The organism is Solicola gregarius (genome assembly GCF_025790165.1).
Taxonomy (GTDB): domain Bacteria; phylum Actinomycetota; class Actinomycetes; order Propionibacteriales; family Nocardioidaceae; genus Solicola; species Solicola gregarius.
Genome location: NZ_CP094970.1, coordinates 1765464 through 1790838 on the forward strand (window position 1 = coordinate 1765464; position 25375 = coordinate 1790838).

Genomic DNA, 25375 nt, shown 5'->3' on the forward strand with positions numbered 1-25375 from the left:
AGCACCTCCATGTCAGGTCTACGCGAGCGATGCGATCCAGGCATCGTGCAGGTCGGCGTACCGACCGGAGCCGGCGGCGACCAGGTCGGACGGCGTGCCGTCCTCGACGATGCGGCCGTGCTCGAGCACCACGACCCGGTCGGCGACCTCGACCGTGGTGAGGCGGTGGGCGATGATGACCGAGGTGCGGTCGGCGAGGATCGTACGCAGCGCGCGCTGAACGAGCCGCTCACTCGGTACGTCGAGCGACGACGTCGCCTCGTCGAGGATCAGCACGGCGGGGTCGGCGAGGAACGCCCGCGCGAATGCGATCAGCTGCTTCTGACCGGCCGAGAGGCGACCGCCGCGCGACTCGACCTGGGTGTCGTAGCCCGACGGCATCGCCTCGATGAACGTCGATGCGCCGATCGAATCGGCGGCCCGGCGGACCTCGGCGTCGGTAGCAGTCGGTTTGCCGAGCCGGATGTTGTCGGCGATCGAACCGGCGAACATGAAGTTCTCCTGGGTCACCATCACGACGTCGCGGCGCAGGTCGTCGTCGGCGATGTCGCGCAGGTTCACGCCGTCGAGCAGGACCGCGCCGGCCGTCGGGTCGTAGAAGCGGGCGACGAGCTTCGCGATCGTCGTCTTGCCCGCGCCCGTCGTGCCGACGAGCGCAAGCGTCTGACCCGCCGGGATCTCCAGACCGAGGCCCGGCAGCACCGGTCGGCCGGGCTGATACTCGAACTCGACGTCGCGGAGAAGTACGTCGCCGTGCGCCGTATCGAGCGAGACGGGCCGCGTCGGCTCCACGACCTCGGGCTCCTCCTCGAGTACGCCCGAAAGCTTCTCCAGGGCCGCGCTGGCCGACTGGAAGGTGTTGTAGAACTGGCTGATCTCCTGCATCGGCTCGAAGAACTGTCGAAGATAGATCAGGAACGCCGTGAGCACGCCGATCGTCACGTCACCGTCGAAGACGCGGTACGCACCGATGAACAGCACCGCGGCGATCGTGACGTTGCCGATGAGCTTGATGCCCGGCATGAACAGCCCGACGAGCCGGAACGCGTTCTCGTTGGCAACCCGGTTGTCGTCGTTGACCTCCGCGAACAGCTCCTCGTTGCGGCCCTCGCGGCGGAACGCCTGCACGGCCCGGATGCCGGTCATCGACTCGACGAAGTGCACGATCAGCGCCGCGATCGTGACGCGCGTACGCCGGTAGGTGACCGCCGACTGCTTGCGGAACCATGCAGTCAGCCACAGCAGGAAAGGGAAGGACAGCAGGGCGATGAGGCCCAGCTCGAGATCGAGGACGAGCAGCAGGATCGCCGTGCCGAAGAGGGTCAACATGGCCGTCACCAGGCCGTCGAAGCCGGTGTCGAGCATCTCCTCGATGGCGTCGATGTCCGAGGTGGACCGGGAGATCACCCGGCCGGACGTGTAGCGGTCGTGGAACGCCGGCGTCAACCGCTGGAAGTGCCGGAACAATCGACGTCGCAGCTCGAGCAAGGTCTGCTGACCGACGCGACCGGCCATGATCAGGAACGCCTGCCGGGCAACCGCCTGGACGAGCACGATGGCCAGAACCAGCCCGATGATCCAGGTGAGGATGGTCGCGCCGTCGCCCGCCTTCATCGGCGGGATGCCGTCGTCGATGCCGACCTTCACGAGGTACGGGATCGCGAGGCGGGCGGCATTCTCGACGAGGACGACCCCGAGGATCGCGACCAGCGTGCGTCGATGCGGCCGGAGCAGCGAACCCAGCAGCCGCCGCGACCTGTCGCGCAGGACCAGCGACTGCGTGGCGGCGACCTCGTCGACGTCCTCGGCCGCGACGCCGCGCCACCGGCTGTCGGGGTCGTGCTCCTCGGCCCGCGGCTGCGCGGACTGCGGGTCACTCATCCACCCACCCCGACCTCCGCCTCGGCGTCTGCCGCGAGCAGCGCGCGGTACGCGGGTACGTTCGCGAGCAGCTCGGAGTGCTGGCCGACGTGGGTGATCGTGCCGCCTTGCAGCAGCGCGGCCTTGTCGGCGAGCAACACCGTCGAGGCCCGGTGGGCGACGACGATGCCCGTTGCGTCGGCGAGCACGTTGCGCAACGCCCGTTCGACCAGTGCCTCGGTGTGTACGTCGAGTGCCGACAGCGTGTCGTCGAGGACGAGGATCCGCGGCTCGGCGACGACCGCCCGGGCCAGCGCGAGTCGCTGCCGCTGCCCGCCGGACAGCGCCATGCCCTGCTCGCCGATCCGCGTATCGAGCCCCCACGGCAGGTCGTACACGAACTGTGCCTGCGCGGTCTCGATCGCGTCGGCGATCTCGGCGTCGCTGGCACCCGGCCGGCCGAGGGAGAGGTTCTCGCGCGCGCTCATCGAGAACAGCGTCGGGTCTTCGAACGCGGTTGCCACCGTCGACCGGAGCGAGTCGATGGTCAGATCGCGTACGTCGACGCCGTCGATCGTGACGCGGCCGCCGGTCACGTCTTGCAGCCGCGGGATGAGGCCGGTCAGCACCGTCTTGCCCGCACCCGTCGCGCCCACGATCGCAACCGTCTCGCCGGGGCGTACGTCGAGGTCGACGCCGTGGAGAACGTCTGTGTCGGAGTCGGGGAACCGGAACGCGGCGCCCTCGAAGCGCAGGTGGCCGCGCGGTGCCTCGAGCGTGATGTCGCCGCCGACGATCGAAGGCGCCGTGTCGAGGATCTCGAGTACCCGGTCGGCAGCGGTCATCGCCTCCTGCGCCATCGCGAGGATGATGCCGAGCGCCTCGACCGGCCAGATCAGGCTGAGCATCAGCGTCACGAACGCGACGAGGGTGCCGAGCGACAGGTCGTCGTTGCCGACCGCGATCGAGCCGAGCAGCAGCACCAGGACGAGCGCGAGGTTCGGCAGCACCTCGAGGAACGTCCAGAACCGCGCCGACAGCCGCACCTGATCCATCGACGAGCCGAACAGCTTGACCGCGCGCCGGTCGTACTTGTCGAAGGCGTACTCGCGCCTGCCGAAGCTCTTGATCACCCGAATGCCGAGCGCTGACTCCTCCACCTGCGTCGCGACGTCGCCCTTCTCGTCCTGGACGCGGCGCGAGACCGCGACGTACCGCCGCTCGAACCGCATCGAGGTGATGATGATCGGAATCGCCGCGACCACCACGACAAGACCCAGCGGCCAGTACAGCCGCAGCAGAATCACCGTCGTCACGATCAACTGGACGATGTTGATGATCAGGAACAACATGCCGAATCCGGAGAATCTCCGGATCGTCGACAGGTCGCTGGTCACTCGCGACAGGAGCTGGCCCGACTGCCAGCGCGCGTGGAACTCCATCGGCAGCGCGTTCAGGTGCGCGTACAGGTCACGGCGGATGGCGGTCTCGACGCCGAGCACGGCGCGGGCCTGGACCCAGCGACGGATCAGGATCAGCGCGGCCTCGACGATGCCGAGCGCGAGGGCGAGGAGGCCGAGCCACACGATGCCCGAACGGTCACGGTCGGCGATCGGCCCGTCGATCACCGCCCGCGTGACCAGCGGGATCGACAGCGCGATGAAGACGCCGATCAGGGCCGTCACCAGCATCGTCACCAGGCGCCACCGGTAAGGCCAGAGGTACCCGCGAAGCCTCCACAGCGAGGTGGTCGAGCGGGTACGGGCGTCTACGGCCGGTGGCCGAGTGACGGATTGGGGCGGCATCAGGTGGTGGTTGCTCCTCGCGACTACGTAAGGATCAGATTACGGGGCGTCACTGACACCTCGGCAACTCGTTTTCTCGGTGCCCGACCTCTGGGCTGAGCATCTCGCCCATGGTCGAACATCAAGGGCGCTTGAGGTCAAGGCAACCAGCGGCCGGGGGTTCATCGTCTAGTCATTGAGGAGTGCCCGCAGCGTCATCCGGGGGTGGTGCACTTGCTAGGCATCGGGAGGAGACCGCAATGGCACCTCGAACGACCACGACGACAGCAGAGCGTGCGCCGAACACACCGGCGCACGGCGACGGAGACTCGAGCGACCTCGCGCGGCGCGTACGCCTCACCGCGTGGGTCCTCGCGCTGGCCGTACGCAGCGCGGCCGACCTCGTGACAACGCGCGGCACCCGCCACGCCTGAGGCGCGGCTCCGGCCGCGAGCCGGCTCGCTCAGCCGCGCGACGCCACGCGGACGGACTCGCCGCGGCAGCGTACGACGTCGCCGACGACGAGCTGCCGGCCACGCCGGGTCTCGGTCTCTTCGTTGACCAGCACCTCGCCCGCGGCCAGCAGCGCCTTCACGTCGGAGCCCGAGTCGATCAGGCCCGCGAGCTTCAACAGCTGGCCGAGCCGAATGCTCGCGTCCTTGATCTCGATCGCCCTGAGGTCCGCCATGCGCGCCAGCGTAACCCTCATGCCGTGAGGGCCGCGGCCAGGAACGCGACCGCCGCCGGGTACGCCGTCAGCCGGTTGGCCCGCTTGGCCAGCCCGTGCCCCTCGTCATCGAACACCATCAGCTCGCACGCAACACCCAACTCGTCGAGCGCGGCCTTGATCTGCTGCGACTCCGTGAGGGGTACGCGCGGGTCGTTCGCCCCATGGATCACGAACAGCGGCGCCGCGATGTGGTCGAGGTACGTGAGGGGCGAGGCCGCCTCGAGGAACCGCCGATCCTTCTGCAACGAGCCGTACTCCCGCTCGCGCAGGGCACGCCGATAGTCGGAGGTGTTCTCGAGGAAGGTGACCAGCGACGACATCCCGACGATGTCGACACCTGCCCGCCACGCATGCGACTGCATTGCGAGGCCCGCGAGCACCAGGTAGCCGCCGTAGCTCCCGCCGAACAGCGCTACCCGGTCGACGTCGCCGCCGACGGTCGGCACCCATTCGCGAACGGCAAGCAGATCGGCGACCGCGTCGAGCCGGAGGCGCCGGTCGTCCATCGAGTACCAACGCTTCCCGTACCCCGTCGACCCGCGCACGTTCGGCACGAGCACCGTCATCCCTGCGCCGACCATGGCCTGCACGACCGGGTCGAACACCCGTTGCGCCTGAGCCTCCGGGCCGCCGTGGATGTTGATGACAACGCCGCCGCGTACGTCATCGGCCGCCGCGTCGTCCGGTGGCCGGTAGACGAAGCACGGGATCGACTCCTCGTCGATGGACTCGATGCGGTGCGTCGTCGGCTCGACGAGCTTGTCGATCATGCCCTCCGGTGCACCGTCGGCCGACGAGAGGACGACCTCTGCCGCCCCGCTCGCGACGTCGAGGGCGAGCACGTCACCCGGTACGCGCGGCGCGACCAGGCCGAGCACAGCGGTACCCGAGTCGGGCGCCCAACGTGCGGAGACGACCCCCTCGGCCGGCAACGCCACCTCGCGCACGTGCCGCCCGTCGGAGTCGTGCACGGCGAGGTGTGCGCAGCCGTCCACGTGCCGTACGACGAGCAGCACCACGCCGTCGGGCGACTGGATCGCGTCGATGTCGTGCTCGTCGGACTCGACGAGCCAGGTCCAGCTGCCATCCGGGCGTACGCGCACGATGCCCCGGAACTCACGGTCGTGGTTGGACGACATCAGCAGACCGGTGCCGTCCGGGAGCCAGTCGACCCCCGTGTGCAAGGCGTGGTCGTCGGCGGCGGTGACCGCGACGACACCTCCGTCGACGGCGATGCTCACCTGGGTCGAGCACGGCTGCGCCGAGAGGCAGGTCACCGCGACCTCGCGACCCGACGGCGACTGCCTCGCGTCGACGACGTAGCCGCCGGCGTCGTACAGCGTCTGCTGCTCGCCGGTCGCACGGTCGAGCGCGACGATATCGAAGTCGACACCATTGCGTCGGTTCGTGGCGAACAGGATGCGCCCCGGGCGTACGTCCAGCAGGGTGTGCATGTACTCGGGCTGGCGTACGAGCGGGGCCAGGTCGGCAAGCGACGCCGGGTCACCGCCGCGATCGAGACGTAGCTCGGACAGCTGGGTGTTCTCGTTGCCGCCGTCGTCGTGTTGCACGATGACGGCGCGCTCGCCGATGACGTAGCGCCCCGAGCAGCGGTTCTCGAGCGCGGTCAGCTGGGTCAGCGACCCGTCGGTGCCGATCTCGACGAGCTGGGTCGTCCCGCTGCCGTCGTAGCCGGCGAGGATGCGCCCCTCGTCGTCGATGTCGAAGGGCTCCCACACGGGGAGCTCGAGCAACGTCCGTACGTCGGAGAGCGGCAGCTCCGCTCGGTGCTTACTCACGGCCATCCTTTCCCCGTTGACACTGCCGTCCGCGTCGGCACTGCCTTCCCCGTTGTCGCTAGGACGCAACGGAACCTCCTGTGCGGCGCGTCGCAGGGGAGTTTATGCGTCCCGGGGTCTGTGGCCGAGATCCCGGGGCGGTGTCGCTACGCGTGCGACGCGCGCCAGGACTGCGCAACCTCGAGGACCACATCGTTCGCCTCCGACTCGCCGATGGTGATGCGCGTCCCGTCGCCCGCGAACGGCCGGATCATGACACCCTCGCCGGCACATGCCGCCGCGAAGTCGACGGTGTCGGCCCCGAGCTGCAGCCAGAAGAAGTTCGCCTGCGTATCGGGGACGGTCCATCCCTGCGCGCGCATGGCGTCGACGACGCGGGTCCGCTCGGCGACGAGCGCCTCGACCCGCTCGAACAACGCGTCTTCTGCGTCGAGCGATGCCGTCGCCGCCACCTGGGCGAGATCGGACACGCCGAACGGCAGTGCGGCCTTGCGGATCGCCGCCGCGATCGGCGGCGGCGCGATCGCGTACCCGACGCGCAGCCCGGCGAGACCGTACGCCTTGGAGAAGGTCCGCAGGCAGACGACATTCTCGCGATCGCGATACAGGTCGACACCGTCGCCGACGAACGGGTCGCGTACGAACTCCCGGTACGCCTCGTCGATCACGACCACGACGTGCGGCGGAACCCGGTCGACGAACTCCGTCAGTGCGTCCTCGCGTACGACCGGTCCGGTGGGGTTGTTGGGGGTGCACACGATGACGACCTTGGTGCGGTCGGTGATCGCGTCCAGCATGGCGTCGAGATCGTGCTCCGCCTTCTGCGTCAGCGGGACTGTGACCGACGTCGCGCCGGTGACCTGGACGGCGATCGGGTACGCCTCGAACGACCGCCAGGCGTACACGACCTCGTCGCCGCGCTCGCACATCGCCTGCAGCAGGTGGTAGAGCACCGCAACGGAGCCCGTTGCGGCCGCGAGGTTGTCCGCCGGCACGCCGAACCGTTCCGAGAGCCGCTCGTACAGATGCACGGCGCCCATGTCGGGGTAGCGGTTGATGCCTCCGGCCGCGTCCGCGATCGCCTCGACCACCCCCGGGAGGGGCGGGTACGGGTTCTCGTTGCTCGACAGCTTGAACGTCGACCTGCCCGGCTTGGGTTCGGGCGGCTTGCCCGGCTGGTACGTGGGGATCGTGTCGAAGACATCACGCATCCGGGGCTGTCGCTCGCTCATGAGGCCCGAGGGTATCCGAGGCGTTGCCGAAGAAGTAGCGCCGGCGTCAGGGCAGCGCACCGTGCGGTACGTCGACCTGCGCGGCCAGCAGCACACCGTCGCGAGTGTCGCGCCGCTCGCGCTCGGCGAAGGACGGCGCCGCACACAGGTAGAGAGTGCGCCCGTCGTGGCCGCCGAGCATGCAGCCGTACACGCCGAGTCCGCCGGTGGCGATCTCCTCGGCCACCTCGCCGTCCTCACGTACGCGCAGGACGCGATTGCCGAGTGCGTCGGCGACCCAGATCGCGCCCTCTATGTCGGCACACATCCCCGCCGGGGCAACGGGGCCCGCCACGGCGCCCGTGCCGTCGGCGCGAGGTGTGGGCTCGAACGTCGCCCAGCGTCGGGGATTGTGCAGTGCACCGTCGGTCCCCGAGTCGTAGGCCGTGATCCGGTTTCCCAGCGTTTCTGCCACCAACAGCGTGTTGTCGGGCGTCATCACCATGCCGTTCGGCAGCTGGAGACCGTCGGCGACGGTCGCGACCTCGCCGTCCATCGTCACGCAGTGCAGCTGCGTCGTGCGCATCGCCGCCCCGCCCATCAGGTCGTAGCCGAAGTTGCCGACGTACGCGAGACCGTAGGCGGAGACGACCATGCCGTTCAGATGGCCGGCGAGATGCAGCGGCGACAGGTCGGCGTGGACGACGAGGTCACCCGACGGTTCGCGGCGCAGAATGCGGTGATCGCGCATCGACACGATGAGCAGGCGGTCGTCCGGTAGCCAGCCGAGGCCCGCCGGCTGTCCGGCCACCTCCGCGACGTGCTCTACGGAACCGTCGAGGTCGATCGCCAGGACCGCGGGGGTGTAGAGATCGGAAACCCACAGGCGGCCGTCGTGCCACCGTGGACTCATGACGTACGAGAAGCCGTCGGCCACCACTTCGACGTGCCGACTCATCCGTGCGTTTCCGCCTGACATCCGTTCTGCCCCTGCCGGTACGCAGTCGTACCCGACTCGGCCGAGCGGCGAGTCGTACGTGGTCAACCCTAGAGCACCGGAGACGCCCGCGAGGCCGAATCCGCGAGCACGCACGCGGTCCAGACGTTCGAGCGACTAGCGGACCTCCTGGACCGCCCATGAGTTGCCATCGGGGTCGTCGAAGAAGATGAACGAGCCGTACTTCTGGCGGTCGGGGTCGACGCCGGGGGTCATCGCGCCGTCGGCGAAGTGTTGTGGCCCCGAACTGTCGATGCCCACGGCGTCGAGGTGGGCGTGTGCCGCCTCGATGTCGTCGACGACGAGGTGCAGCCCGTTGGCCGAGCCGGGTTCCCCGACGCCGATGTTCACCCCGAACGAGATCGAGCACGCCGAGCCCGGCGGCGTCAGCTGCACGACACGAAACGCGTCGCCGGCGCTGTGGTCGACGTCGAGATGAAACCCGAGCTTGGTCTCGTAGAACGCCTTCGCGCGGTCCACGTCCGTGACGGGCAGGATGACGAGTTCGAGCTTCCAGTCCATAGTTCTCCTCCTCGGCGCCGCGAGGAGCCCGTGTCCATCGGGCTCAGGCGAGCACCAGCTCTCCACCGGGTACGCCCGGCAGGTCGCGCCCGATCACGATGTCCAGCGGGTTGGTCATACACCGTATCGACCCACCGCCCAGATGGAACTCGCTCAGGTCGAGCTCGACGATCTCGAACCCGGCCGCCTCGACCGACCGGCGTACGCCTGCGGGGCAGGCGGGCATCACCACGGTGCGCCCCACGACCACGGAGTTGGCGCAGAAGGTCAGCGCGTCGGCGACGCTGAGCACGATCGGCTGCGGTACCGACTCCAGCAGCGCCCGCGCACTCGCGGCGTCGAACGCGTCGGGACAGACGAAGGCGGTACGCGCGTCGAGCGGACAGAAGGCGAGGTCGAGGTGGTACATCGACGCGTGCACGATCCGCAGCGCCCGCACTCGTACGTCGAGCTCGGTCGCGAGGGCCTTCAGCGCCACCTCGTCGGAGCGCTTGCCGTGGCCGACGAGCAACGCGTCGGCGTACGGGAACGCGTCACCCGACTCGAAATGGCCGCCGACGCCGCTGCGTCCGATGTAGGTGGAGGCGAACCCGAGCCCGGCGAAGAACTTCTCCGCGACCGGCGTCTCAGCCCGACGCTCGGCGAAGCGCATGTGCGACATGACGACCCGAGGCATGTCATCGGGGTCGGTCACGGCCAGACCGAGGTTCATCGCGTAGACCATGTCGGGAGAGCCTGCCGCGCCGCCGAGCACGTCGACGCGCGCGCCGAGGGCCCGCAGCGTTGCCACCAGGGTGTCCCACTGTTCGCGCGCCCGCACCGGATCCGGTTGGTCGGCGGGGTTCATGAACGGGTTGATGTCGTACTCGATCCGGTAGTGCTCGGGTGTGACCATCGCGTAATGGTGCCCCCAGGCCAAGGTGCCGTCGCGGTTCATGCTCGCCTCCAATATTGTCCGACAATCCGACACTCAGATCATAGCCGCTCCGTTCCCGCGCGGGCACCCGAACTCCGGATCGGAGATCGTGGAGAATTGGTGCCGTGTACGGCTCACTCGAGTTCGAGCACAGCTCGACGGTCGAACGCGTCGCCGAGTCGCTGCGACACGCGCTGTTCGCGGGCGAGCTCGCACCGGCGACGCCGCTGCGCGAGGTGGGCCTCGCCGAGCAGCTCGGCGTCGCGCGCAGCACCGTGCGCGAGGCGCTGACCCTGCTGACCGGCGAAGGGCTCGTCACCCGCAAGCCGAACCGCGGAGTGGCGGTCACGTCGTACGACCGCGACCAGGTACACGATCTGGTCGGAGCGCGGCTGGTCGTCGAGCGGGCGGGTGCGCATGCCTGGCCGGACGCACAGCCCGAGCTCCGCGACGCCGTACGCACCGCTTTGTCGCGGTACGCGAAGCTGGCCGAGTCCGGAGCGTCGGCCCGTGACATCACCGAAGCGCATCTCGACTTCCATCGCCGCATCGTCGGACTGACCGGCAACGAACGCCTGTCGGCACTGGCCGATCAGCTGTACGCGGAGATCAGGCTCGCCCTCGCGCATCTCGATCGACTGCGCAGCAACGCTCGCGCGCAGATCGCCGACCACCGCCGGCTGCTCGAGCTGATCGAGACCGGCGACGCGGACGCCGTCGACGACGCCATGCGTGCTCACCTCGACGGAGCCGAGACGTCGATCCGCGAGGCGCTGCTCGCCGACGAGTGACATTCGGGCGCAATACGCCGGGCGGTTGATCAGGATGCGAGGATGGGGCGGTGACCCGACTCATCGCCAGCTGGATCTTCAGCGCGGGAGCCATCGCGGTCGCGGCGTGGTTGTTCGACGACATCTCGATCGGCGGTGCCGAACGAAGCGACGAGATACTCACGCTCGCGATCGTCGCTGCCGTCTTCGCGTTGATCAACACCTTCGTCGCTCCGGTGATCAAGCTGCTGTCGCTGCCGTTCATCATCGTCACGCTCGGCCTGATGCTGATCGTCATCAACGCCCTGCTGCTGATGCTCACCGCGAACATCGCCGACTGGGTGGGCGCAGACTTCGTCGTCGACGGCTTCTGGACCGCCGTATGGGGCTCGATCGTCATCTCGATCGTCAACGCCGTCCTGAACGCGATCTTCGACGTCGCCGACTGATGCCCGAGCTGCCTCCTCCCAGAGATCAGCGCCGGTCGTACCGCATCGCGACCGTCTGCCTCGGCAACATCTGCCGATCCCCGATGGCCGAGGTCGTCCTCAGCGCCGCGCTCGAGGACGCCGGCCTCGACGATCGCGTCGAGGTCGACTCGAGCGGCACGGGCGGCTGGCACACCGGAGAGCCGATGGACGACCGTGCCGCCGAGACCCTCGGCGCACACGGCTATGACCCGAGCCGGCATCGCGCGCAGCAGTTCGACACCTCATGGTTCGACGAGTACGACCTGATCCTGACCATGGACCACGCCAACGACCGCGATGTACGCGCGCTCGCCCCTTCGGACGGCGATGCCCAGCGGGTGCAGATGTTCCGGGCGTACGACCCCGAGGCGAGCGCCTCCGACGACGAGGTTCCCGATCCCTGGTACGGCGGCCAAGACGGATTCGAGCGGGTGCTCGCGATGGTCGAACGCACCACGAAGGCCCTCGTCGACGCACTCGACGCCCGCGTCTGACCCGGCGAGAGCCCGCGCGGATGCGTGGCGACCCGGTAACGTCGAGGCATGGCACGGATGGCTGGCATCGCTTCTCGGGCCGAGCGGCTGCTCGGCATCAGCGTCATCTCGACAACCCCCGTCGCGGGCGGCGACATCTGTACGAGCACCCGGCTGCGCCTTTCGGACGGTCGCAGCGCGATCGCGAAGACGCGTCCGAACACGCCGCCGGACTTCTTCGTCCGTGAGGCCGACGGCCTGCGGTGGCTCGCCGACGCCGGCGCCGCTCGCGTACCCGACGTGCTCGGAGTCGCCGAAGACTGCCTGCTCATCGACTGGGTCGAACCCGGCCGACCGTCACCCGAGGCCGCGGGGGAGTTCGGCCGCGAGCTGGCCCGTACGCATGCCGCCGGCGCGGACTCGTTCGGCGCCGCCAACGACGGCTACATCGGGCTCGCACCGCTGCCCAACAAGCCCGCACCCACCTGGCCGGAGTTCTTCGCCACGCGGCGCGTTCTCCCGTATCTCAAGCTCGCGCGTGACCGCGACGCGATCTCGGCCGACGACGCCACGCCGATCGAGACGCTGATGAGGCGCATCGAGGAGTTCACCGGGCCCGCCGAGCCGCCCGCGAGGATTCACGGTGACCTGTGGTCCGGAAACCTGGTCTGGGGCAGCGATGGCGCCGTGCACGTCATCGACCCGGCCGCACACGGCGGCCACCGCGAGACCGATATCGCGATGCTGTCGCTGTTCGGCGCGACCCACCTGCAACGCATCGTCGAGGGGTACGACGAGGAGGCGCCGCTCGCCGAGGGATGGCGTGGTCGGCTGCCTCTGCACCAGCTCCACCCCTCCTCGTCCATGCGGCCCTCTTCGGCGGCGGGTACGGCGCGCGGGCCGGCGCCGCGGCCACCTCGGTGCTCGACGGAACCGCCGGGCAGGACTGAGGCCGTGCCTCCCGATGAAGAGATGAAGGTCCTGGTCGTCGACGACGACCGGGCCGTACGTGACTCGCTGCGCCGCTCCCTGGAGTTCAACGGCTACGCGGTCGACGTCGCGGCCGACGGCGCGGAGGCGCTCGCCCGCGTACCCCTGATCAATCCCGACGCGATCATCATGGACGTCATGATGCCCCGCCTCGACGGGCTCGAGGCAACCCGCGCGCTGCGCGACGCGGGCAACGACGTCGCGATCCTCGTCCTCACCGCGCGCGACGCCGTCGACGACAGGGTCGACGGCCTCGACGCCGGTGCCGACGACTACCTCACCAAGCCGTTCGCCCTCGAGGAGTTGCTCGCCCGCGTACGCGCGCTGTTGCGGCGCATGTCGCGTCCGCCCGAGGAGGAGGAGTCGACCCAGCTCTCGTTCGCCGACCTCTCCCTCGATACCGCCACTCGCGAGGTGATGCGCGGCGACCGTCCGGTGTCCTTGACTCGCACGGAGTTCGCCCTCCTCGAGCTGTTCATGCAGCGACCCCGCAGAGTGCTCGAGCGGTCGTTCATCCTCGAGGAGGTCTGGGGCTTCGACTTCCCGACCTCTGCCAACTCGCTCGAGGTGTATGTCGGTTACGTCCGCCGCAAGCTGGAGGCCGAGGACGAGCCGCGGCTGCTGCACACCGTACGCGGGGTCGGCTACGTGCTCCGCGAGACGCCACCGTGATCGACCATGGGTGAACGCGACATCGGGACCCGCGACGCGGCTCCCGAGCAGGACCACTCGGAGGGATTCGCACCCAAGTCGCGCCTCGGCCTGCGCGAGCAGGTCTCCGACCGCGTGACGCTCGCCGCCCGGATCACGTTGCTGACCACCGTGGCGGTCGGCCTGACGATCGCTGCGGTCGGCGTCACGATCTTCCTGACCGTACGCACGGAGGTCAACCACTCCCTCGACACGTCGCTGGTCAAGCGCGCACACGCCGTCGCCGAGTCGTCGGAGGCGTCCGACCAGATGCGCAGCGGCGAGGTCCCCGCGGCGCTCGCGGCCGCCGACATCCTGATCGCGCTCGTCCCGGCCGACGGCGGGCCGATCGCGATGCCCGGGTTCGGCAAGTACGTCGGCGATCCGGAGGTCGCTGTCGCGCAGGGGATCAATGCCGAGTCGATCCGAACGGTCACGATCGGCGACACCCCGTACCGGATGGTCGCCGTGCAGTCCGGTCGAGGCACGGCCGTCGTGCTCGCGCAGTCGATGCAGTCGACCGCGCGTACCCTCGACCGACTCGAGATAGCTCTGTGGGTGGTCGGCGCCGCGGGCGTGATCGTCGCGGGGATCGCCGGCTGGCTGGTCGCCACGAACTCCCTGCGCCCCGTACGTCGGCTGACCCTCGCGGCCGAACGGGTGGCGCGCACCGAGCAGCTCACGCCGATCGAGGTCACCGGCGACGACGAGCTCGCCCGGCTCACGATCGCGTTCAACTCGATGCTGACCTCGCTCGACGCCTCCAAGCAGCGCCAGCGCCAGCTCGTCGCCGACGCGGGCCACGAGCTGCGGACGCCGCTGACCAGCCTGCGTACGAACATCGAGCTGCTCAGCCAGGCAGAGGTGAAAGGCGGCCTCGCACCGCGGGCGCGCGGAGAGCTGATGGCCGACGTACGAGCACAGATCGGTGAGCTCACCACCCTCGTCGGCGACCTCGTCGAGCTTGCCCGTGACACATCGCCGACACGTGCGCCCGAGGCGACCGACCTGTCGGAGATCCTGATGAACTGCGTCCAGCGCGTACGCCTGCGGGCGCCCGGGATCGAGTTCAACGTCGACAGCGAGCCATGGGTCGTATTCGGCGACGGTCAGCTGCTCGAGCGGGCCATCACCAACCTGCTCGACAACGCCGCCAAGTGGAGCCCGCCGCTCGGCGCGGTGACCGTACGCCTGCACGACGGGGTCCTCACCGTCGCCGACAACGGCCCCGGCATCCACGAGGAAGACCTTCCGCATGTCTTCGAGCGGTTCTACCGGTCGCGGGAGGCGCGGATGCTGCCGGGCTCGGGCCTCGGCCTCGCCATCGTCGCGCAGGCCGCCGGCCGCCACGGCGGCACGGTCACGGCGCGCCGGGCACCGTCGGGAGGCGCGCTGATGACGCTCAGTATTCCCGGCGAGCGCCCGCATCCGGATTAGGTCGCCAGCGGGCGCGCGATCCGTAGATCCTCAGACATGTCACACTCGCATCTCAGGCCCATCTCAGTCATGCGGCACATCATTGAGCTATGAGCGCTGGAGATATGAACGACGGAAACGCGAACGACGGGCGGCGTCCCGAGCGGCAGCCGTCCTCCGACCCTGCTGCTGCGGGCCCCCGTCCCCCGCAGCCGTACGGTCCGCCGGCCGGCGGGCCCGGTCAGGCGCCCCCGCCCGGCTACGGGCGCCCCGAGCCGACCGCGTCGTTCACGCATCGGTACCCGGCCCCCGACCGGAACGCCGAGCCGGCGGGTCCGCCGATGGCTCCGCAGGCGCCTGCAGACGCCGACCGGAACCGGCGGCCCCGCCTCGGTCTCGTGGTCGCCGCGGCGCTCGTCGCCGGGTTGGTCGGCGGTGGGGCCGGCGCAGCGGGCATCAACGCGCTCAATGACGACGAGTCATCCGGCCTCGCCGACTCGGCCGCAGGTACGTCGCTGTCCGAGCCGGTGTCGGCAACGGACAAGAAGCTCAAGTCCGGCACCATCGAGGCCGTCGCCGCCAAGGTGCGGCCCTCGGTCGTACAGATCAACGTGTCCGGCTCCGACATGGCCGACAGCGGCACCGGGATCATCATCAGCAAGGACGGGATGATCCTCACCAACAACCACGTGGTCGCCGCAGCGGCAGAGGGCGGCACGATCACGGTCGCGTTCGACGACAACTCCACGGCGGAGGCTGAGATCGTCGGTCGCGACCCGGTGACCGACATCGCGGTGATCCAGGCCAAGGACGCCTCCGATCTAGACCGGGCGACGCTGGGTAAGTCGGCCGATCTGAAGGTCGGCCAGGACGTCGTCGCGGTCGGCTCGCCGTTCGGCCTGGAGAGCACCGTGACGAGCGGAATCGTCAGCGCGCTGAACCGTCCGGTCTCCGCCGGCGACAGCTCCGGCGAGACGTCCAATGTCTACCCCGCGATCCAGACCGACGCTGCGATCAACCCCGGCAACTCCGGCGGCCCGCTGGTCGACATGAACGGCAACGTCGTCGGCATCAACTCCAGCATCCGCAGCAACTCGTCGGGTTCGGAGGCGGGCTCGATCGGTCTCGGCTTCGCGATCCCGATCGACCTCGCGCGCAACATCGCGACCCAGCTGATCGACGGTCAGAGCGTCGAGCATGCGCAGATCGGCATCACCGTCACGGACTCGAAGGGTTCGGACGACATCACCACGAACGGCGCCCGGATCAAGAGCGTCGAAGGCGGCAGCCCCGGCAGCGACGCAGGGTTGAAGCAGGGCGATGTCATCACCAAGCTGAACAACGATGTCATCACCGGCTCGCAGTCGCTGGTAGCGACGATCCGTGGGTACGCGCCCGGCGACAAGGTCGAGATCGCGTACACGCGCGACGGCGAGGACCACACGACCGACGTCGAGCTCGGCTCCGACGGCGGCGACACACCCTGATCACCCGCTGAGGCCTTCGGCGCGCGGATTCTGCGGTGACCCGCCCCCTGAGCCGCACGTTTCAGTCCCGATTTCGCCGATTTCGGGGCCGAACCGTGCGGCTCACGGGGCGGGTAAGAACTCTCTCCTCAGCGTCGTAGCAGGTCGGTGACCACCCGGCGCATGATGTCGAAGCCGTTGCGGGTGAGGATCGACTCGGCGTGGAACTGCAGGGACCGGTAGTGCGGCCCGGTGAGCGCGTGCACGTCACCCGTTGCCGGATCGGTCTCGACGGTCACCCCGGCGGGAAGCCCGCTCTCGGGTACGCGCGCCACGAACGTGTTGTAGAACCCGACCGTCTCGTCGTGGCCGCCGACGGGCAGCACGGACTGCGTGCCCTGGAAGACGATGTCCTTGTACGCGAGCTCGAGCCCGAGCGCCTTCGCGAGGACCTGGTGTCCGAGGCAGACCGCGAGAAACGGCCGCTCCTCCGCGAGCAGGCCCGAGACGATGCCGTCCATGACCTTGATCTTCGGATCGGACCCATCGCGCGGATCGCCGGGCCCGGGGCCGACGACCACGAGGTCGTAGTCGTCGAGCGCCCCCGGCCGGTAGTAGTCGTGGCGGACGAGGTCGGTCGACATCCCGAGTACGCCGAACACGTGACCCAGCATGTTCACGAAGTCGTCCTCGCCGTCGACGACGACGACCCGCTTGCCGCGTAGCGAGACACTCGGGTCGGTGTCGCCCTGGTCGGAGAGCCAGAACTGGGCGAGCCGCTGGTTGCGCTCACCGAGCGCGATGAGCACGTCGTCCTCCGACGTGAGCGCCGTGAGGTCGGCGCCGGTGACCGATGCGCCGTCGAGCAGGCCGAATGCCGACAGCACGCCCGACGCCTTCGCCCACGTCTCCGCCGTCTCGTACGCGGCATCGGAGTCGCGTACGAGGGTCGCGCCGGCCGAAACGGTGAGGTTGCCGTCGAGGTCGACGTCGGCAGTGCGGATCAGGATCGGCGCATCGGCGGTCTGCGCGCCGTCGGCATCGCGCCCGATGAGGGCCGCGATGGACGCGTAGTAGCCGCGCCCGCGCTGCTCGTACCGCTTGATAAGCCGGCATGCGTTCTCGACTGGGCTGCCGGTCACGGTCGCCGCGAACATCGTGTCGCGCAGCACCTCGCGTACGTCGCGATGGGTACGTCCGGCGAGGAGGTACTCGGTGTGCACCAGATGCGACATCTGCTTGAGGTACGGCCCGAGGACGAGCCCGCCCTCGTGGCAGATGTGGCACATCATCTTCAGCTCTTCGTCGACGACCATGAAGAGCTCGTAGATCTCCTTCTCGTCGCGCAGGAAGGAGATCAGCGCGTCCTTGCGCGCCGCATGCGTTTCGAGGCCCCGGAGGCGGAACGTGCCGCTGATCGGGTTCATCCGCACCTTGCCCGCCTCGACGCTGACGTGCCGCTCGGGACTCGCGCCGATCAGGAACCGGTCGCCGGTGAAGATGCAGAAGGTCCAGTGCGCGCCGTGCTCACGGGTGAGCAGGCGGCGAAGTACCGACCATGCGGCGCGGTGGCCCCAGTCGGCGATCCGGGCGCGATAGTGCCTCGCTACGACGAGGTTCGCTCCCTCACCGTCGCCGATCTCGTCGCGGATGACGTCACCGACCATCCGGGCGTACTCGTCGTCGCCGGTCTCGAACCCACCACGATCGGCGAACGTCAGCTCGTCGCCGGGGAGCAGCTCGAGCAACGCGTCCAGCGGCACCTCGGAGTGGTGTTCGCACTCGATCACCGACAGCGGGGTGCCGTCCTGGTGTGCCTCGAAGCCACGCTCTCGAACCTGCGCGAACGGCACGACGACGAGCCGGTCGTACGTCGGCCCCTCGTGCGGGGCACCATCGTCGACGCGTACGTCTGCGAGGCTCTCGATGTCCTCCCGGGGCCCGGCAACCAGGGTGACCATGTCGGTCTCGCGCAGCCGGATGATCGCGTACGCGGGAAACTCGAGGAGCTCGTCGAGGATGCTCATGGTCGTCCGTTCGGGGTGCATGCGAGGGAAGCTGGCGACGGCTCACGATCCTAGTCACGCAACGCCGAAGGGCCGCTCCCGGTATCGGGAACGGCCCTCGGGCCGAGCTGGGCCGTGACCGACCTGGCGCCGGCGAGCGTCAGCCCGCGGGGGCCTCGACCTTCTCCTCCGGCTCGCCTTCCGCGGGCGGCATGCCCGCCTTGCGCCGGGGCAGCATCGCCGCGGGGATCAGCGTCACGATCATCAGGGCGAACGCCACGGTGTACGTCGTACCGAACGCGTCCGCGGCGTCACTGAACCCGGAGGCGAGCATCTGCGGTGACAGCTGCTCGAGGATCTTCGGGTTCTGCCATGACTGAGTCGCGGCGCCGGCGAAGTCGGAGTCCTTGATCTGGTTGGTCAGGACCACCGACATGATGGCCGTACCGACCGATGCGGCGACCTGCTGCACAATGTTCATCAGCGTCGAACCGCGCGCGATCGTGTGCTCGCGCAGCGTCTGCAGCGCGGCCGTCATGGTGGGCATCATGGTCGCGCCCATGCCGAGGCCCATCACGAACAGCGCACCGAGCAGCACGGCGTACGAGGTGTCGGCCTCGATCTGGGTGAAGACCGCCATACCCGCGATGATGCCGACCAGGCCGGTCATCACGATCTTGCCGGGCCCGATCTTGTCGACCATCCGCCCGGCGAGCGGCATCGTGAGCATGGCGCCGAGGCCCTGCGGTGCGATCAGCAGCCCCGCGTCGAGCGTGCTCTCGCCGCGTACCTGCAGGAAGTACGACGGGATGAACAGGCTCGCGCCGAAGAACGCGACCGCGAACAGGAACATGGTGATGACCGCGACCGTCAGCTGACGGTTCTTGAACAGCCGCAGATCGATCAGCGGGTGCTCCGGACGGAACGCGTGCCACACGAACACCGCGATCAACACGATGCCGACGATGGCCGGGACGAGCACGCGGTCGTCCATCACGGTGCCCTTCTCCGGGATCGACGAGACACCGAACAGCAACAGTGCCAGCCCAGGGGACAACAGCAGCATGCCGACGAAGTCGAACGACTCGGACGGCTCCGGTGCGTCCTTCGGCAGGATCACCATCGCGTACGCGAAGGCGGCGATGCCGATCGGCAGGTTGATCAGGAAGATCCAGTGCCAGCTCGCCTGGTCGATCAGCCAGCCGCCGAGAATCGGGCCGCCGATCGGGCCGAGCAGCATCGGGATGCCGAGGACGGCCATCACCCGGCCGACGCGGTGCGGGCCGGCGGCGCGGGTCATGATCGTCATGCCGAGCGGCATCAGCATGCCGCCGCCGAGACCCTGCAGCACGCGGAAGCTGATCAGCGAGCCGACGTCCCAGGCCATGGCGCACAGCAACGACCCGATCACGAACAGGGTGAGCGCGAGCAGGTAGAGCCGCTTCGTACCGAACCGGTCTGCGGCCCAGCCGGTCATCGGGATCACGGTGGCGAGTGCCAGTGTGTAGCCGGTCATCGACCAGGCGACGTCGGCTGGACTGGCCTCGAAGACGTCCTGGAACGTCGGCTGCGCAACACTGACTACCGTGATGTCGAGGATCGACATGATCGCACCGAGCACGACCACGCCGGCAATTTTGAGTACGGCGCCGTCGAGCTTGTCGTCGGCACCGGAGACGGCGGACATCTGTGGGTTCCCCCCCATTTCGAGCGCGGCGGGCCGCGCGGATCGTGCAAAACTCAAGTCATCGACGCGAGGATGCCATCCGGACGCGTCGCTCCTTGATGATCCCAAGCGACGGGCTCGAACGTCCACGCGTTTTCGACCAGTGGCCAGGGACGCCCGGGCCCCTGTTTGGTCGGTCCCGTCAACACCGCGCCGGGCCGGCTTATTCCCGAGCGCGAGGGATTCTCTGACGATCGCGATTGCCTGGTCGGCGTTGACTTGGTCAATCGTACAACCGGCGTCCGACAGGGCCGTCCGTGGCGCAGTACTGCGGCTACTGCTCGCCTCGGTCGGCTACTCCTGCGACCCCTCGGCTTCATCGCCGCCGTTGTCGTCGGTGGCCTTGTCCTCGGCCTCGTCGGTGTCCTTCTGCGCCTCGTCGGCGTCCTTCTCGATCGAGGTGTCGGTGACGATCTCCTCGAAGTCGGCGACGTGGATGTGGCCGCCGGTGTCGAAGTTCACCGGCTGCAACCCGATCGGACGCCCGTCCTCGTACGTGACGAGAGTCACCTGCGCGGGCCGGCGCAGCTTGCTGCCAAGGGCGAACGCGTACGCCGCACCGCCGGTGGTGCCGTTGGTGTACGTGGTGGTCACACCCTCCTCGCCCGTCACCGTGTCGGGCCCGACCTGGCGGTGCAGGTGCCCGGACAGGATGAGGTCGGTGCAGCCGGACCGAGCGATCGGCTCTCCGGTCGTCGGGCTGTGTACGAGGACCGTGCTGACGTCCTCGTCCTCGCAGGCGACGTCGGCCAGCTCTTCGCCCTGGTCCTCGATCGATCCCGAGTCTTCGCCGTACCCGGCCGTGAGGCCCGAGCTACGCGGGTCGCTGGCGCCGAGGAACCGAATGCCGGCTACCTCGACGGGCTCGCCGTCGAGCACCTCGAACCCGGCGTCCTCGAGTGCCTCGCGTACGAACCCGCCCTTGTCGTGGTTGCCGGCGACGGCGACCTTGTCGAAGTCCTCGTAGGCGCGCTCCATCGAGTTGATGCTGAACGCCTCCCACGGGCCCCCGGTCGAGGTGTCATCGCCCGCGTCGATGATCAGCTCGGCCCGCGCCTCGCGTGCGATCGCGGCGACCACGGGATCCATGCCGATGTTGTCGTGGCGGTCGGAGATCAGCACGGCGAGTGTCTGTTCGTCGTCCGGCTTGCGGATGTCCTTGGCGATCTCGGGCACGCGGTCCTCCATGTCGCCGTAGAACTCCTGAGACTCGCGGTACGTCTGCAGCGCGCCCTCGATCAGGGTCACTCCGCCGCGGGTCGCGCTGCCGGTCGAGAGCTCGATCCGGTCGAGCTCCTCGATGTCGCCCGTCCCGGGTATCACGTCGGGCACCGGACGCCAGCCACTGTCTGCCGCCGACTCGGGCTCGGGTCCGGTCGGGACGGTGATCAAGACGATGGCGCCCACGAACAGCAGCAGGGTGAGTCCGCCGATCCCGAGTTCCTTGCGGCTCGCGCTCCGCACGTCGCGTACGCGTCGCCACACCAGCGCCCGTCGCTCGCGGCCCGTCACGTGCCAGCCGACCGCGATCATCAGGGTTGCGATCAACCCGACGCCGGCGCCCCGGAGCGCGCTGTCGACGGCCATCCCGATGAGGTGCGACTGGACCTTGCCGATCTCGCCTTCAGGCTGCGCCGCGATGACCGCGTCGCGGGCGAACAGCTCGTCGAGGTCGTTCACGTCGGTGTCACCGACGTCGATGGACACCCCCAGGTCGAACGGCGCATCGACGGGCATCCGTAGCCGCGGCAGCAGCGGACCGAAGTCGAGCGTCGCGTGCGCGTCGAACGTCGGGGAGACCGTCGTCGTGTGCGCGCCGATGACGACCGTGCGGTCGTCGTGGTCGAACATCCAGAGGGCGGTCGGAATCGACACCAGTGCCCACACGACGACCAAGGGGACTGCAAGCTTCAAGAAGCGCCGCGTCCGCCGCCCTAGCGCGTTCATTGCTCGATTCGGTCGAGCCAGTCTCGGGACGTACCGACCGACGTGAGGAGTTGGGTCGCACGAGTGAGCACGACGTAGAGCGTACGCCAGCCCGCCTCGGATTCCTCGGTGATCTGGTCGGGTTCTACGACGACCACCCCGTCGAACTCGAGGCCCTTCGTGTCGAGCCCGTCGAGCACGCTGACCCGCCGGCCGTACGCGCCGAGGGTCTCGGCCAGGTCGTTCGCCAGCCGGTCACGCCGCGCGGACGCGGTGACGACCGCGACGGTGCCTTCGACCTGAGCGGCGATATCGGCTACGGCATCGCGAACGGAGTCGAGCAGTCGCCCGCTCTCGACGACCTCGTGCCGGGGACGCACCCCCGTACGCCGGACGGCATCGGGCAGGTCGGGGTCGGGGACGGCGAGCCGCGCGACATCGGCCGCGAAGTCGTAGATCTCGGCCGAGTTTCGGTAGTTGGTCGACAGCCGGAAGGTGTGCTCGGGCTTGCCGTCGAGTGCCGCGGCCCGCGCCCGCGCGGCCTCGTCGGGGAGCGGCCAGGACGACTGCGCGGCATCGCCGACGATGGTCCAGCTCGAGTACTTGCCGCGGCGTCCGAGCATCCGCCACTGCATGGGCGACAGGTCTTGCGCCTCGTCGACGAGCACGTGCGCGTACCCGTCATCCTCGATGCTCTGCGTCGCCCGCAGCTGCTCCGACCGGGTGCGGGCATCCTCGCGCTCGGCGCGCTCGAACGACATCAGCTGTTTGGGTACGTCTGCCTCGTCGTCGGAGTACTCGGCCGGAACCTCGCCCAGCAGGTAACGCAGTTCGTCGATGAGCGGGACGTCCTCGACGGCGACGTCGTCGGCTTCGGCCCAGGAGGCCAGCAGCAGGCGCTGCTCGTCACCGGACAGCAGGCCGTCGGCGAAGCGCGCGAGACGTTCGGGGTCACGCAGCCAGCGCCAGACGTCGATGGCGTCGAGGACGGGCCACCAGGCGTCGACGAACTCGATCATCTGGTCGGACGTCTGCAGCTCGTCGGCGAACTCCTCCTTGCCGTCCTCGAGCGCGCGCGGGCCGGTGACCTGGCGCCACAACGCGTCGATCAGCTGGCCCTTGACCTTGGGGTACGCCCGGTTGCGACGCTGCCCGCCGCCGAGGAGCTGGCGGCGAAGCCCGCTGAGATCGCGCCGCTCGAGGCGCAGCACGTCATCGCGGTAGAAATAGCGGAACTCGTCCGGCGCGTCCGGGGCGTCGGCGCGTACCGCCCGAGCGAGCACGCGCTGCATCCGGTCGGAGCCTTTGACCGCCGCGACCGCGCCGACGTCGTGGCGTGCCGCCTTGACGCCGTCGACCACCTCACCGAGCGAACGCAGGGTCACACTCGTCTCGCCGAGGCTCGGAAGCACCCGGTCGATGTAGTTCATGAAGATGCCCGACGGGCCGACGACCAGCACTCCGCCGGACTCGAACCGGCGGCGATCCGTGTAGAGCAGGTACGCGGCGCGGTGCAACGCGACGACGGTCTTGCCGGTGCCCGGCCCGCCACCGATCGTGGTCGCGCCGCGACTCGGCGAGCGGATCGCTTCGTCCTGCTCCTTCTGGATCGTCGCGACGACGGAGTGCATCGTCGCGTCGCGTGCACGGCTCAGCGAGGCGAGCAGGGCGCCTTCGCCGACCACCACCATGTCGTCGGGCGCGTTGTCGGCGTCGAGGAGGTCGTCCTCGACACCCACGACGAGCTCACCCCTGCTGCGGAGTACGCGCCGGCGAACGACACCGGAGGGCTCCTGGGCGGTGGCCTGGTAGAACACCGCGGCTGCTGGCGCGCGCCAGTCGACGAGCATCACCTCGCGTTCAGCGTCGCGTACGCCGATCCGGCCGATGTAGCGGGCTTCGCCGTCGATCCGGTCGAGGCGGCCGAACACGAGCCCGTCGTGCGCGGCGTCGAGCGCCGCGAGACGCTTGGACGCCTGGTAGACCATCGCGTCGCGCTCGACGAGCGCACCCTCATGGCCGATGCTGGCGCGGGCGTGCCCCTCGGCCACGAGTGAGCGCGCGACCTTCGACGCCTCGTCGAGGCGGGCGTATACGCCGTCGACGTAGGCCTGTTCGTGCGCGATCTCGTCCTGGGACTGTTGCTGCGATGCTGCGGGTCGCATCGGTTCGTTCTCTGCCACCGAACTCCTTCGCCGGGCGGAACGTACAAGTCTAAGCGATGCGCGGCGGCGTTCGAACGCCGTCTCAGCCAGGTCGGCCACCACGCCAGACCGGCATCGGCTCGCTGCCGATCCCGACGGAGGTGGCGGCACGGGCGAGCAGGATCGTCGAGTCGAGCGTCGGGAGCGGCGATGCGTCGGGTGTGACCAGAAGCGGGAACTCCGTGCACACCAGCGCGACCGCGTCGCAACCGGCGGCGCGCAGCCCTTCGATGGTCTCGACGAACCGCGCACGAGTGCCATCGGAGAACACTCCGTGCACGAGCTCGCCGAACGTGAGGTCCTGGATGACCGCGCGATCTGCGGGCTCGGGTATTCGGCTTTCGAGACCATGCGCGGCCAGGACGCGTGGGTACAGGTCGGCCTCCATCGTCCACTTCGTCCCGAGGATGCCGACGGTCCGGTGACCGGCGCCGGCGGCGTGGCGGGCCACGACCTCGGCGATGTGCAGACCCGGGAGCGCCAGGTCGGGGCCGGGGCGTTCGAGGGCCAGGTGTGCGGTGTTGTCCGGGCACACGAAAGAGTCGGCCCCGGTACGAGCGAGACGCTCGACGCTGGTGGCGAGGATCGACCGGATGACCTCGTAGTCGCCCGAGTCCCACGCGCCCATGCTGCGGCCCATGGCGATGCAGTCGAGGCTCACGTCGGGGTGGTCGTGTGAGCCGAGTCGACGCATTCCTTCCTCGCCGAACTCGCGAAAGCACAGCGCCGCCCCCGGCACGCTGTGCGCAAGGATTCCGAGGTGTCTCATCCGGGCACTCCTTGACTGGAACGACTGTTTCAGTGGGACACTAGTGTCCCGTGGCCGACGACTCAACCCCATCCGCTCGCAAGTCCGAGCTGCTCGAGCGCGCGTACGCCTACGCCGGCGAGCACGGACTGGCCGACGTCTCGCTGCGCCCGCTCGCTTCGGCCATCGGCTCGAGCTCGGGCGTGCTGCTCTACCTCTTCGGCAGCAAGGACGGGCTCGTCCGTGCGGTGCTGGCCCGGTCTCGCGATGACCAGCGCGATCTGGTCGCGCACGTACGTACGCCGGACGGCGGGCTGGACGTGGCTGCCGAACGCCTCTGGGTGTGGCTGGCCGCCCCCGAACGGCGACCGCTGCTGCGCCTCTGGGCCGAGGGGTACGCCCGCTCGCTGCTCGACTCGAAGGGGCCATGGGGCGGCTTCGCCCGCGACGCCGTCGAGGACTGGCTGTCGCTGCTCGCCGACGCCCAGCCGGCTCGCGTACGCGAGACCGCGAAGGGGCAGGCGCAGCGCACGCTGACCCTTGCGGTGCTGCGCGGCGCGCTCCTCGATCTGCTCGCGACCGGCGATGACGCGCGTACGACCGCCGCCGTACGCACGTACCTCGAGACCCTGCGCCTCACTCCACCCTGAGCCGCACGTTTCGGCCCCGCT

General features: G+C 69.3%; 21 protein-coding genes and 1 pseudogene. 9 read left to right on the forward strand and 13 right to left on the reverse strand.

Annotated elements, in window-relative coordinates; all coding sequences use genetic code 11:
- Window positions 1-18 precede the first annotated feature (18 nt).
- Both L0C25_RS08735 and L0C25_RS08740 read right to left on the reverse strand, forming a co-directional pair.
- Window positions 19-1881 (reverse strand): ABC transporter ATP-binding protein, encoded by a 1863-nt coding sequence (locus L0C25_RS08735; protein WP_271636086.1) that lies wholly within the window; start codon window positions 1879-1881, stop codon window positions 19-21.
- A complete protein-coding gene (locus L0C25_RS08740) occupies window positions 1878-3665 on the reverse strand; it encodes an ABC transporter ATP-binding protein (RefSeq protein ID WP_271636087.1) in 1788 nt (595 codons plus the stop codon). The genes L0C25_RS08735 and L0C25_RS08740 overlap by 4 nt, the downstream gene beginning before the upstream one ends.
- 239 nt (window positions 3666-3904) lie before the next feature.
- On the opposite strand from L0C25_RS08740, the gene L0C25_RS08745 reads away from it, so the two are divergent.
- Window positions 3905-4078 (forward strand): hypothetical protein, encoded by a 174-nt coding sequence (locus L0C25_RS08745; protein WP_271636088.1) that lies wholly within the window; start codon window positions 3905-3907, stop codon window positions 4076-4078.
- 29 nt (window positions 4079-4107) lie between these two features.
- On the opposite strand, the gene L0C25_RS08750 is transcribed toward L0C25_RS08745, so the two are convergent.
- The 6 genes from L0C25_RS08750 to L0C25_RS08775 form a co-directional block, all read right to left on the reverse strand.
- Entirely contained in the window at window positions 4108-4332 is a 225-nt protein-coding gene (locus tag L0C25_RS08750; RefSeq protein ID WP_271636089.1) for an RNA-binding S4 domain-containing protein, read from the reverse strand.
- Between the two features lie 17 nt (window positions 4333-4349).
- Window positions 4350-6173 carry a S9 family peptidase gene (locus tag L0C25_RS08755; protein WP_271636090.1) on the reverse strand — a complete coding sequence of 608 codons (1824 nt, stop codon included), beginning with the start codon at window positions 6171-6173 and terminating at the stop codon, window positions 4350-4352.
- A 146-nt stretch (window positions 6174-6319) separates the two neighbouring features.
- Entirely contained in the window at window positions 6320-7405 is a 1086-nt protein-coding gene (gene hisC, locus L0C25_RS08760; protein ID WP_271636091.1) for a histidinol-phosphate transaminase, read from the reverse strand.
- Between the two features lie 46 nt (window positions 7406-7451).
- Entirely contained in the window at window positions 7452-8342 is an 891-nt protein-coding gene (locus L0C25_RS08765) for an SMP-30/gluconolactonase/LRE family protein (protein ID WP_271636092.1), read from the reverse strand.
- Between the two features lie 156 nt (window positions 8343-8498).
- Window positions 8499-8903 (reverse strand): VOC family protein, encoded by a 405-nt coding sequence (locus L0C25_RS08770; protein WP_271636093.1) that lies wholly within the window; start codon window positions 8901-8903, stop codon window positions 8499-8501.
- 43 nt (window positions 8904-8946) lie between these two features.
- Window positions 8947-9840: a dimethylarginine dimethylaminohydrolase family protein gene (locus L0C25_RS08775; protein WP_271636094.1), complete on the reverse strand. Its 894-nt coding sequence runs from the start codon at window positions 9838-9840 to the stop codon at window positions 8947-8949.
- A 104-nt stretch (window positions 9841-9944) separates the two neighbouring features.
- Here L0C25_RS08775 and L0C25_RS08780 point away from each other — a divergent pair, with 104 nt between their 5' ends.
- The 7 genes and pseudogenes from L0C25_RS08780 to L0C25_RS08810 all read left to right on the forward strand — a co-directional run bounded on the left by L0C25_RS08780 (window position 9945) and on the right by L0C25_RS08810 (window position 16115).
- Window positions 9945-10610, forward strand: coding sequence for a GntR family transcriptional regulator (locus L0C25_RS08780; RefSeq protein ID WP_271636095.1), 666 nt, complete (start codon window positions 9945-9947; stop codon window positions 10608-10610).
- Window positions 10611-10660: 50 nt separating this feature from the next.
- Complete coding sequence (locus L0C25_RS08785) at window positions 10661-11038, forward strand: phage holin family protein (protein WP_271636096.1); 378 nt, start codon at window positions 10661-10663, stop codon at window positions 11036-11038.
- On the forward strand, window positions 11038-11553 hold the full coding sequence (locus L0C25_RS08790) for a low molecular weight protein-tyrosine-phosphatase (RefSeq protein ID WP_271636097.1): 516 nt from the start codon (window positions 11038-11040) through the stop codon (window positions 11551-11553). Before L0C25_RS08785 ends, L0C25_RS08790 begins: the two co-directional genes overlap by 1 nt.
- 57 nt (window positions 11554-11610) lie before the next feature.
- A pseudogene (locus L0C25_RS08795) lies at window positions 11611-12321 on the forward strand (fructosamine kinase family protein); the annotation flags it as partial.
- A 183-nt stretch (window positions 12322-12504) separates the two neighbouring features.
- Window positions 12505-13194 (forward strand): response regulator transcription factor, encoded by a 690-nt coding sequence (locus L0C25_RS08800; protein WP_271636808.1) that lies wholly within the window; start codon window positions 12505-12507, stop codon window positions 13192-13194.
- A gap of 6 nt (window positions 13195-13200) precedes the next feature.
- Window positions 13201-14649, forward strand: coding sequence for a sensor histidine kinase (locus L0C25_RS08805; RefSeq protein ID WP_271636098.1), 1449 nt, complete (start codon window positions 13201-13203; stop codon window positions 14647-14649).
- A gap of 89 nt (window positions 14650-14738) precedes the next feature.
- The gene (locus tag L0C25_RS08810; RefSeq protein ID WP_271636099.1) at window positions 14739-16115 is read left to right on the forward strand and encodes a S1C family serine protease; all 1377 of its coding nucleotides are present in this window, start codon (window positions 14739-14741) and stop codon (window positions 16113-16115) included.
- A gap of 128 nt (window positions 16116-16243) precedes the next feature.
- On the opposite strand, the gene L0C25_RS08815 is transcribed toward L0C25_RS08810, so the two are convergent.
- The 5 genes from L0C25_RS08815 to L0C25_RS08835 form a co-directional block, all read right to left on the reverse strand.
- A complete protein-coding gene (locus L0C25_RS08815; protein ID WP_271636100.1) occupies window positions 16244-18142 on the reverse strand; it encodes an anthranilate synthase family protein in 1899 nt (632 codons plus the stop codon).
- 118 nt (window positions 18143-18260) lie between these two features.
- The gene (locus L0C25_RS08820) at window positions 18261-19787 is read right to left on the reverse strand and encodes a DHA2 family efflux MFS transporter permease subunit (protein WP_271636101.1); all 1527 of its coding nucleotides are present in this window, start codon (window positions 19785-19787) and stop codon (window positions 18261-18263) included.
- 333 nt (window positions 19788-20120) lie between these two features.
- The gene (locus tag L0C25_RS08825; RefSeq protein WP_271636102.1) at window positions 20121-21740 is read right to left on the reverse strand and encodes a metallophosphoesterase family protein; all 1620 of its coding nucleotides are present in this window, start codon (window positions 21738-21740) and stop codon (window positions 20121-20123) included.
- A 29-nt stretch (window positions 21741-21769) separates the two neighbouring features.
- On the reverse strand, window positions 21770-23935 hold the full coding sequence (locus L0C25_RS08830; protein ID WP_333908576.1) for a HelD family protein: 2166 nt from the start codon (window positions 23933-23935) through the stop codon (window positions 21770-21772).
- Window positions 23936-23999: 64 nt separating this feature from the next.
- The gene (locus tag L0C25_RS08835; protein ID WP_271636103.1) at window positions 24000-24725 is read right to left on the reverse strand and encodes an aspartate/glutamate racemase family protein; all 726 of its coding nucleotides are present in this window, start codon (window positions 24723-24725) and stop codon (window positions 24000-24002) included.
- A gap of 50 nt (window positions 24726-24775) precedes the next feature.
- Here L0C25_RS08835 and L0C25_RS08840 point away from each other — a divergent pair, with 50 nt between their 5' ends.
- Complete coding sequence (locus L0C25_RS08840; protein ID WP_271636104.1) at window positions 24776-25354, forward strand: TetR/AcrR family transcriptional regulator; 579 nt, start codon at window positions 24776-24778, stop codon at window positions 25352-25354.
- Window positions 25355-25375 lie beyond the last annotated feature (21 nt).

Excerpts from the sequence above, each read along its gene's own strand:
- L0C25_RS08765 (WP_271636092.1), bottom strand. The coding sequence starts at position 8,342 with ATGAGTCGGCACGTCGAAGTGGTGGCCGACGGCTTCTCGTACGTCATG.
- L0C25_RS08815 (WP_271636100.1), bottom strand. The coding sequence starts at position 18,142 with ATGCACCCCGAACGGACGACCATGAGCATCCTCGACGAGCTCCTCGAG.
- L0C25_RS08820 (WP_271636101.1), bottom strand. The coding sequence starts at position 19,787 with ATGTCCGCCGTCTCCGGTGCCGACGACAAGCTCGACGGCGCCGTACTC.
- hisC (WP_271636091.1), bottom strand. The coding sequence starts at position 7,405 with ATGAGCGAGCGACAGCCCCGGATGCGTGATGTCTTCGACACGATCCCC.
- L0C25_RS08775 (WP_271636094.1), bottom strand. The coding sequence starts at position 9,840 with ATGAACCGCGACGGCACCTTGGCCTGGGGGCACCATTACGCGATGGTC.
- L0C25_RS08770 (WP_271636093.1), bottom strand. The coding sequence starts at position 8,903 with ATGGACTGGAAGCTCGAACTCGTCATCCTGCCCGTCACGGACGTGGAC.
- L0C25_RS08745 (WP_271636088.1), top strand. The coding sequence starts at position 3,905 with ATGGCACCTCGAACGACCACGACGACAGCAGAGCGTGCGCCGAACACA.
- L0C25_RS08750 (WP_271636089.1), bottom strand. The coding sequence starts at position 4,332 with ATGGCGGACCTCAGGGCGATCGAGATCAAGGACGCGAGCATTCGGCTC.
- L0C25_RS08805 (WP_271636098.1), top strand. The coding sequence starts at position 13,201 with ATGGGTGAACGCGACATCGGGACCCGCGACGCGGCTCCCGAGCAGGAC.
- L0C25_RS08735 (WP_271636086.1), bottom strand. The coding sequence starts at position 1,881 with ATGAGTGACCCGCAGTCCGCGCAGCCGCGGGCCGAGGAGCACGACCCC.
- L0C25_RS08810 (WP_271636099.1), top strand. The coding sequence starts at position 14,739 with ATGAGCGCTGGAGATATGAACGACGGAAACGCGAACGACGGGCGGCGT.
- L0C25_RS08740 (WP_271636087.1), bottom strand. The coding sequence starts at position 3,665 with ATGCCGCCCCAATCCGTCACTCGGCCACCGGCCGTAGACGCCCGTACC.
- L0C25_RS08835 (WP_271636103.1), bottom strand. The coding sequence starts at position 24,725 with ATGAGACACCTCGGAATCCTTGCGCACAGCGTGCCGGGGGCGGCGCTG.
- L0C25_RS08790 (WP_271636097.1), top strand. The coding sequence starts at position 11,038 with ATGCCCGAGCTGCCTCCTCCCAGAGATCAGCGCCGGTCGTACCGCATC.
- L0C25_RS08800 (WP_271636808.1), top strand. The coding sequence starts at position 12,505 with ATGAAGGTCCTGGTCGTCGACGACGACCGGGCCGTACGTGACTCGCTG.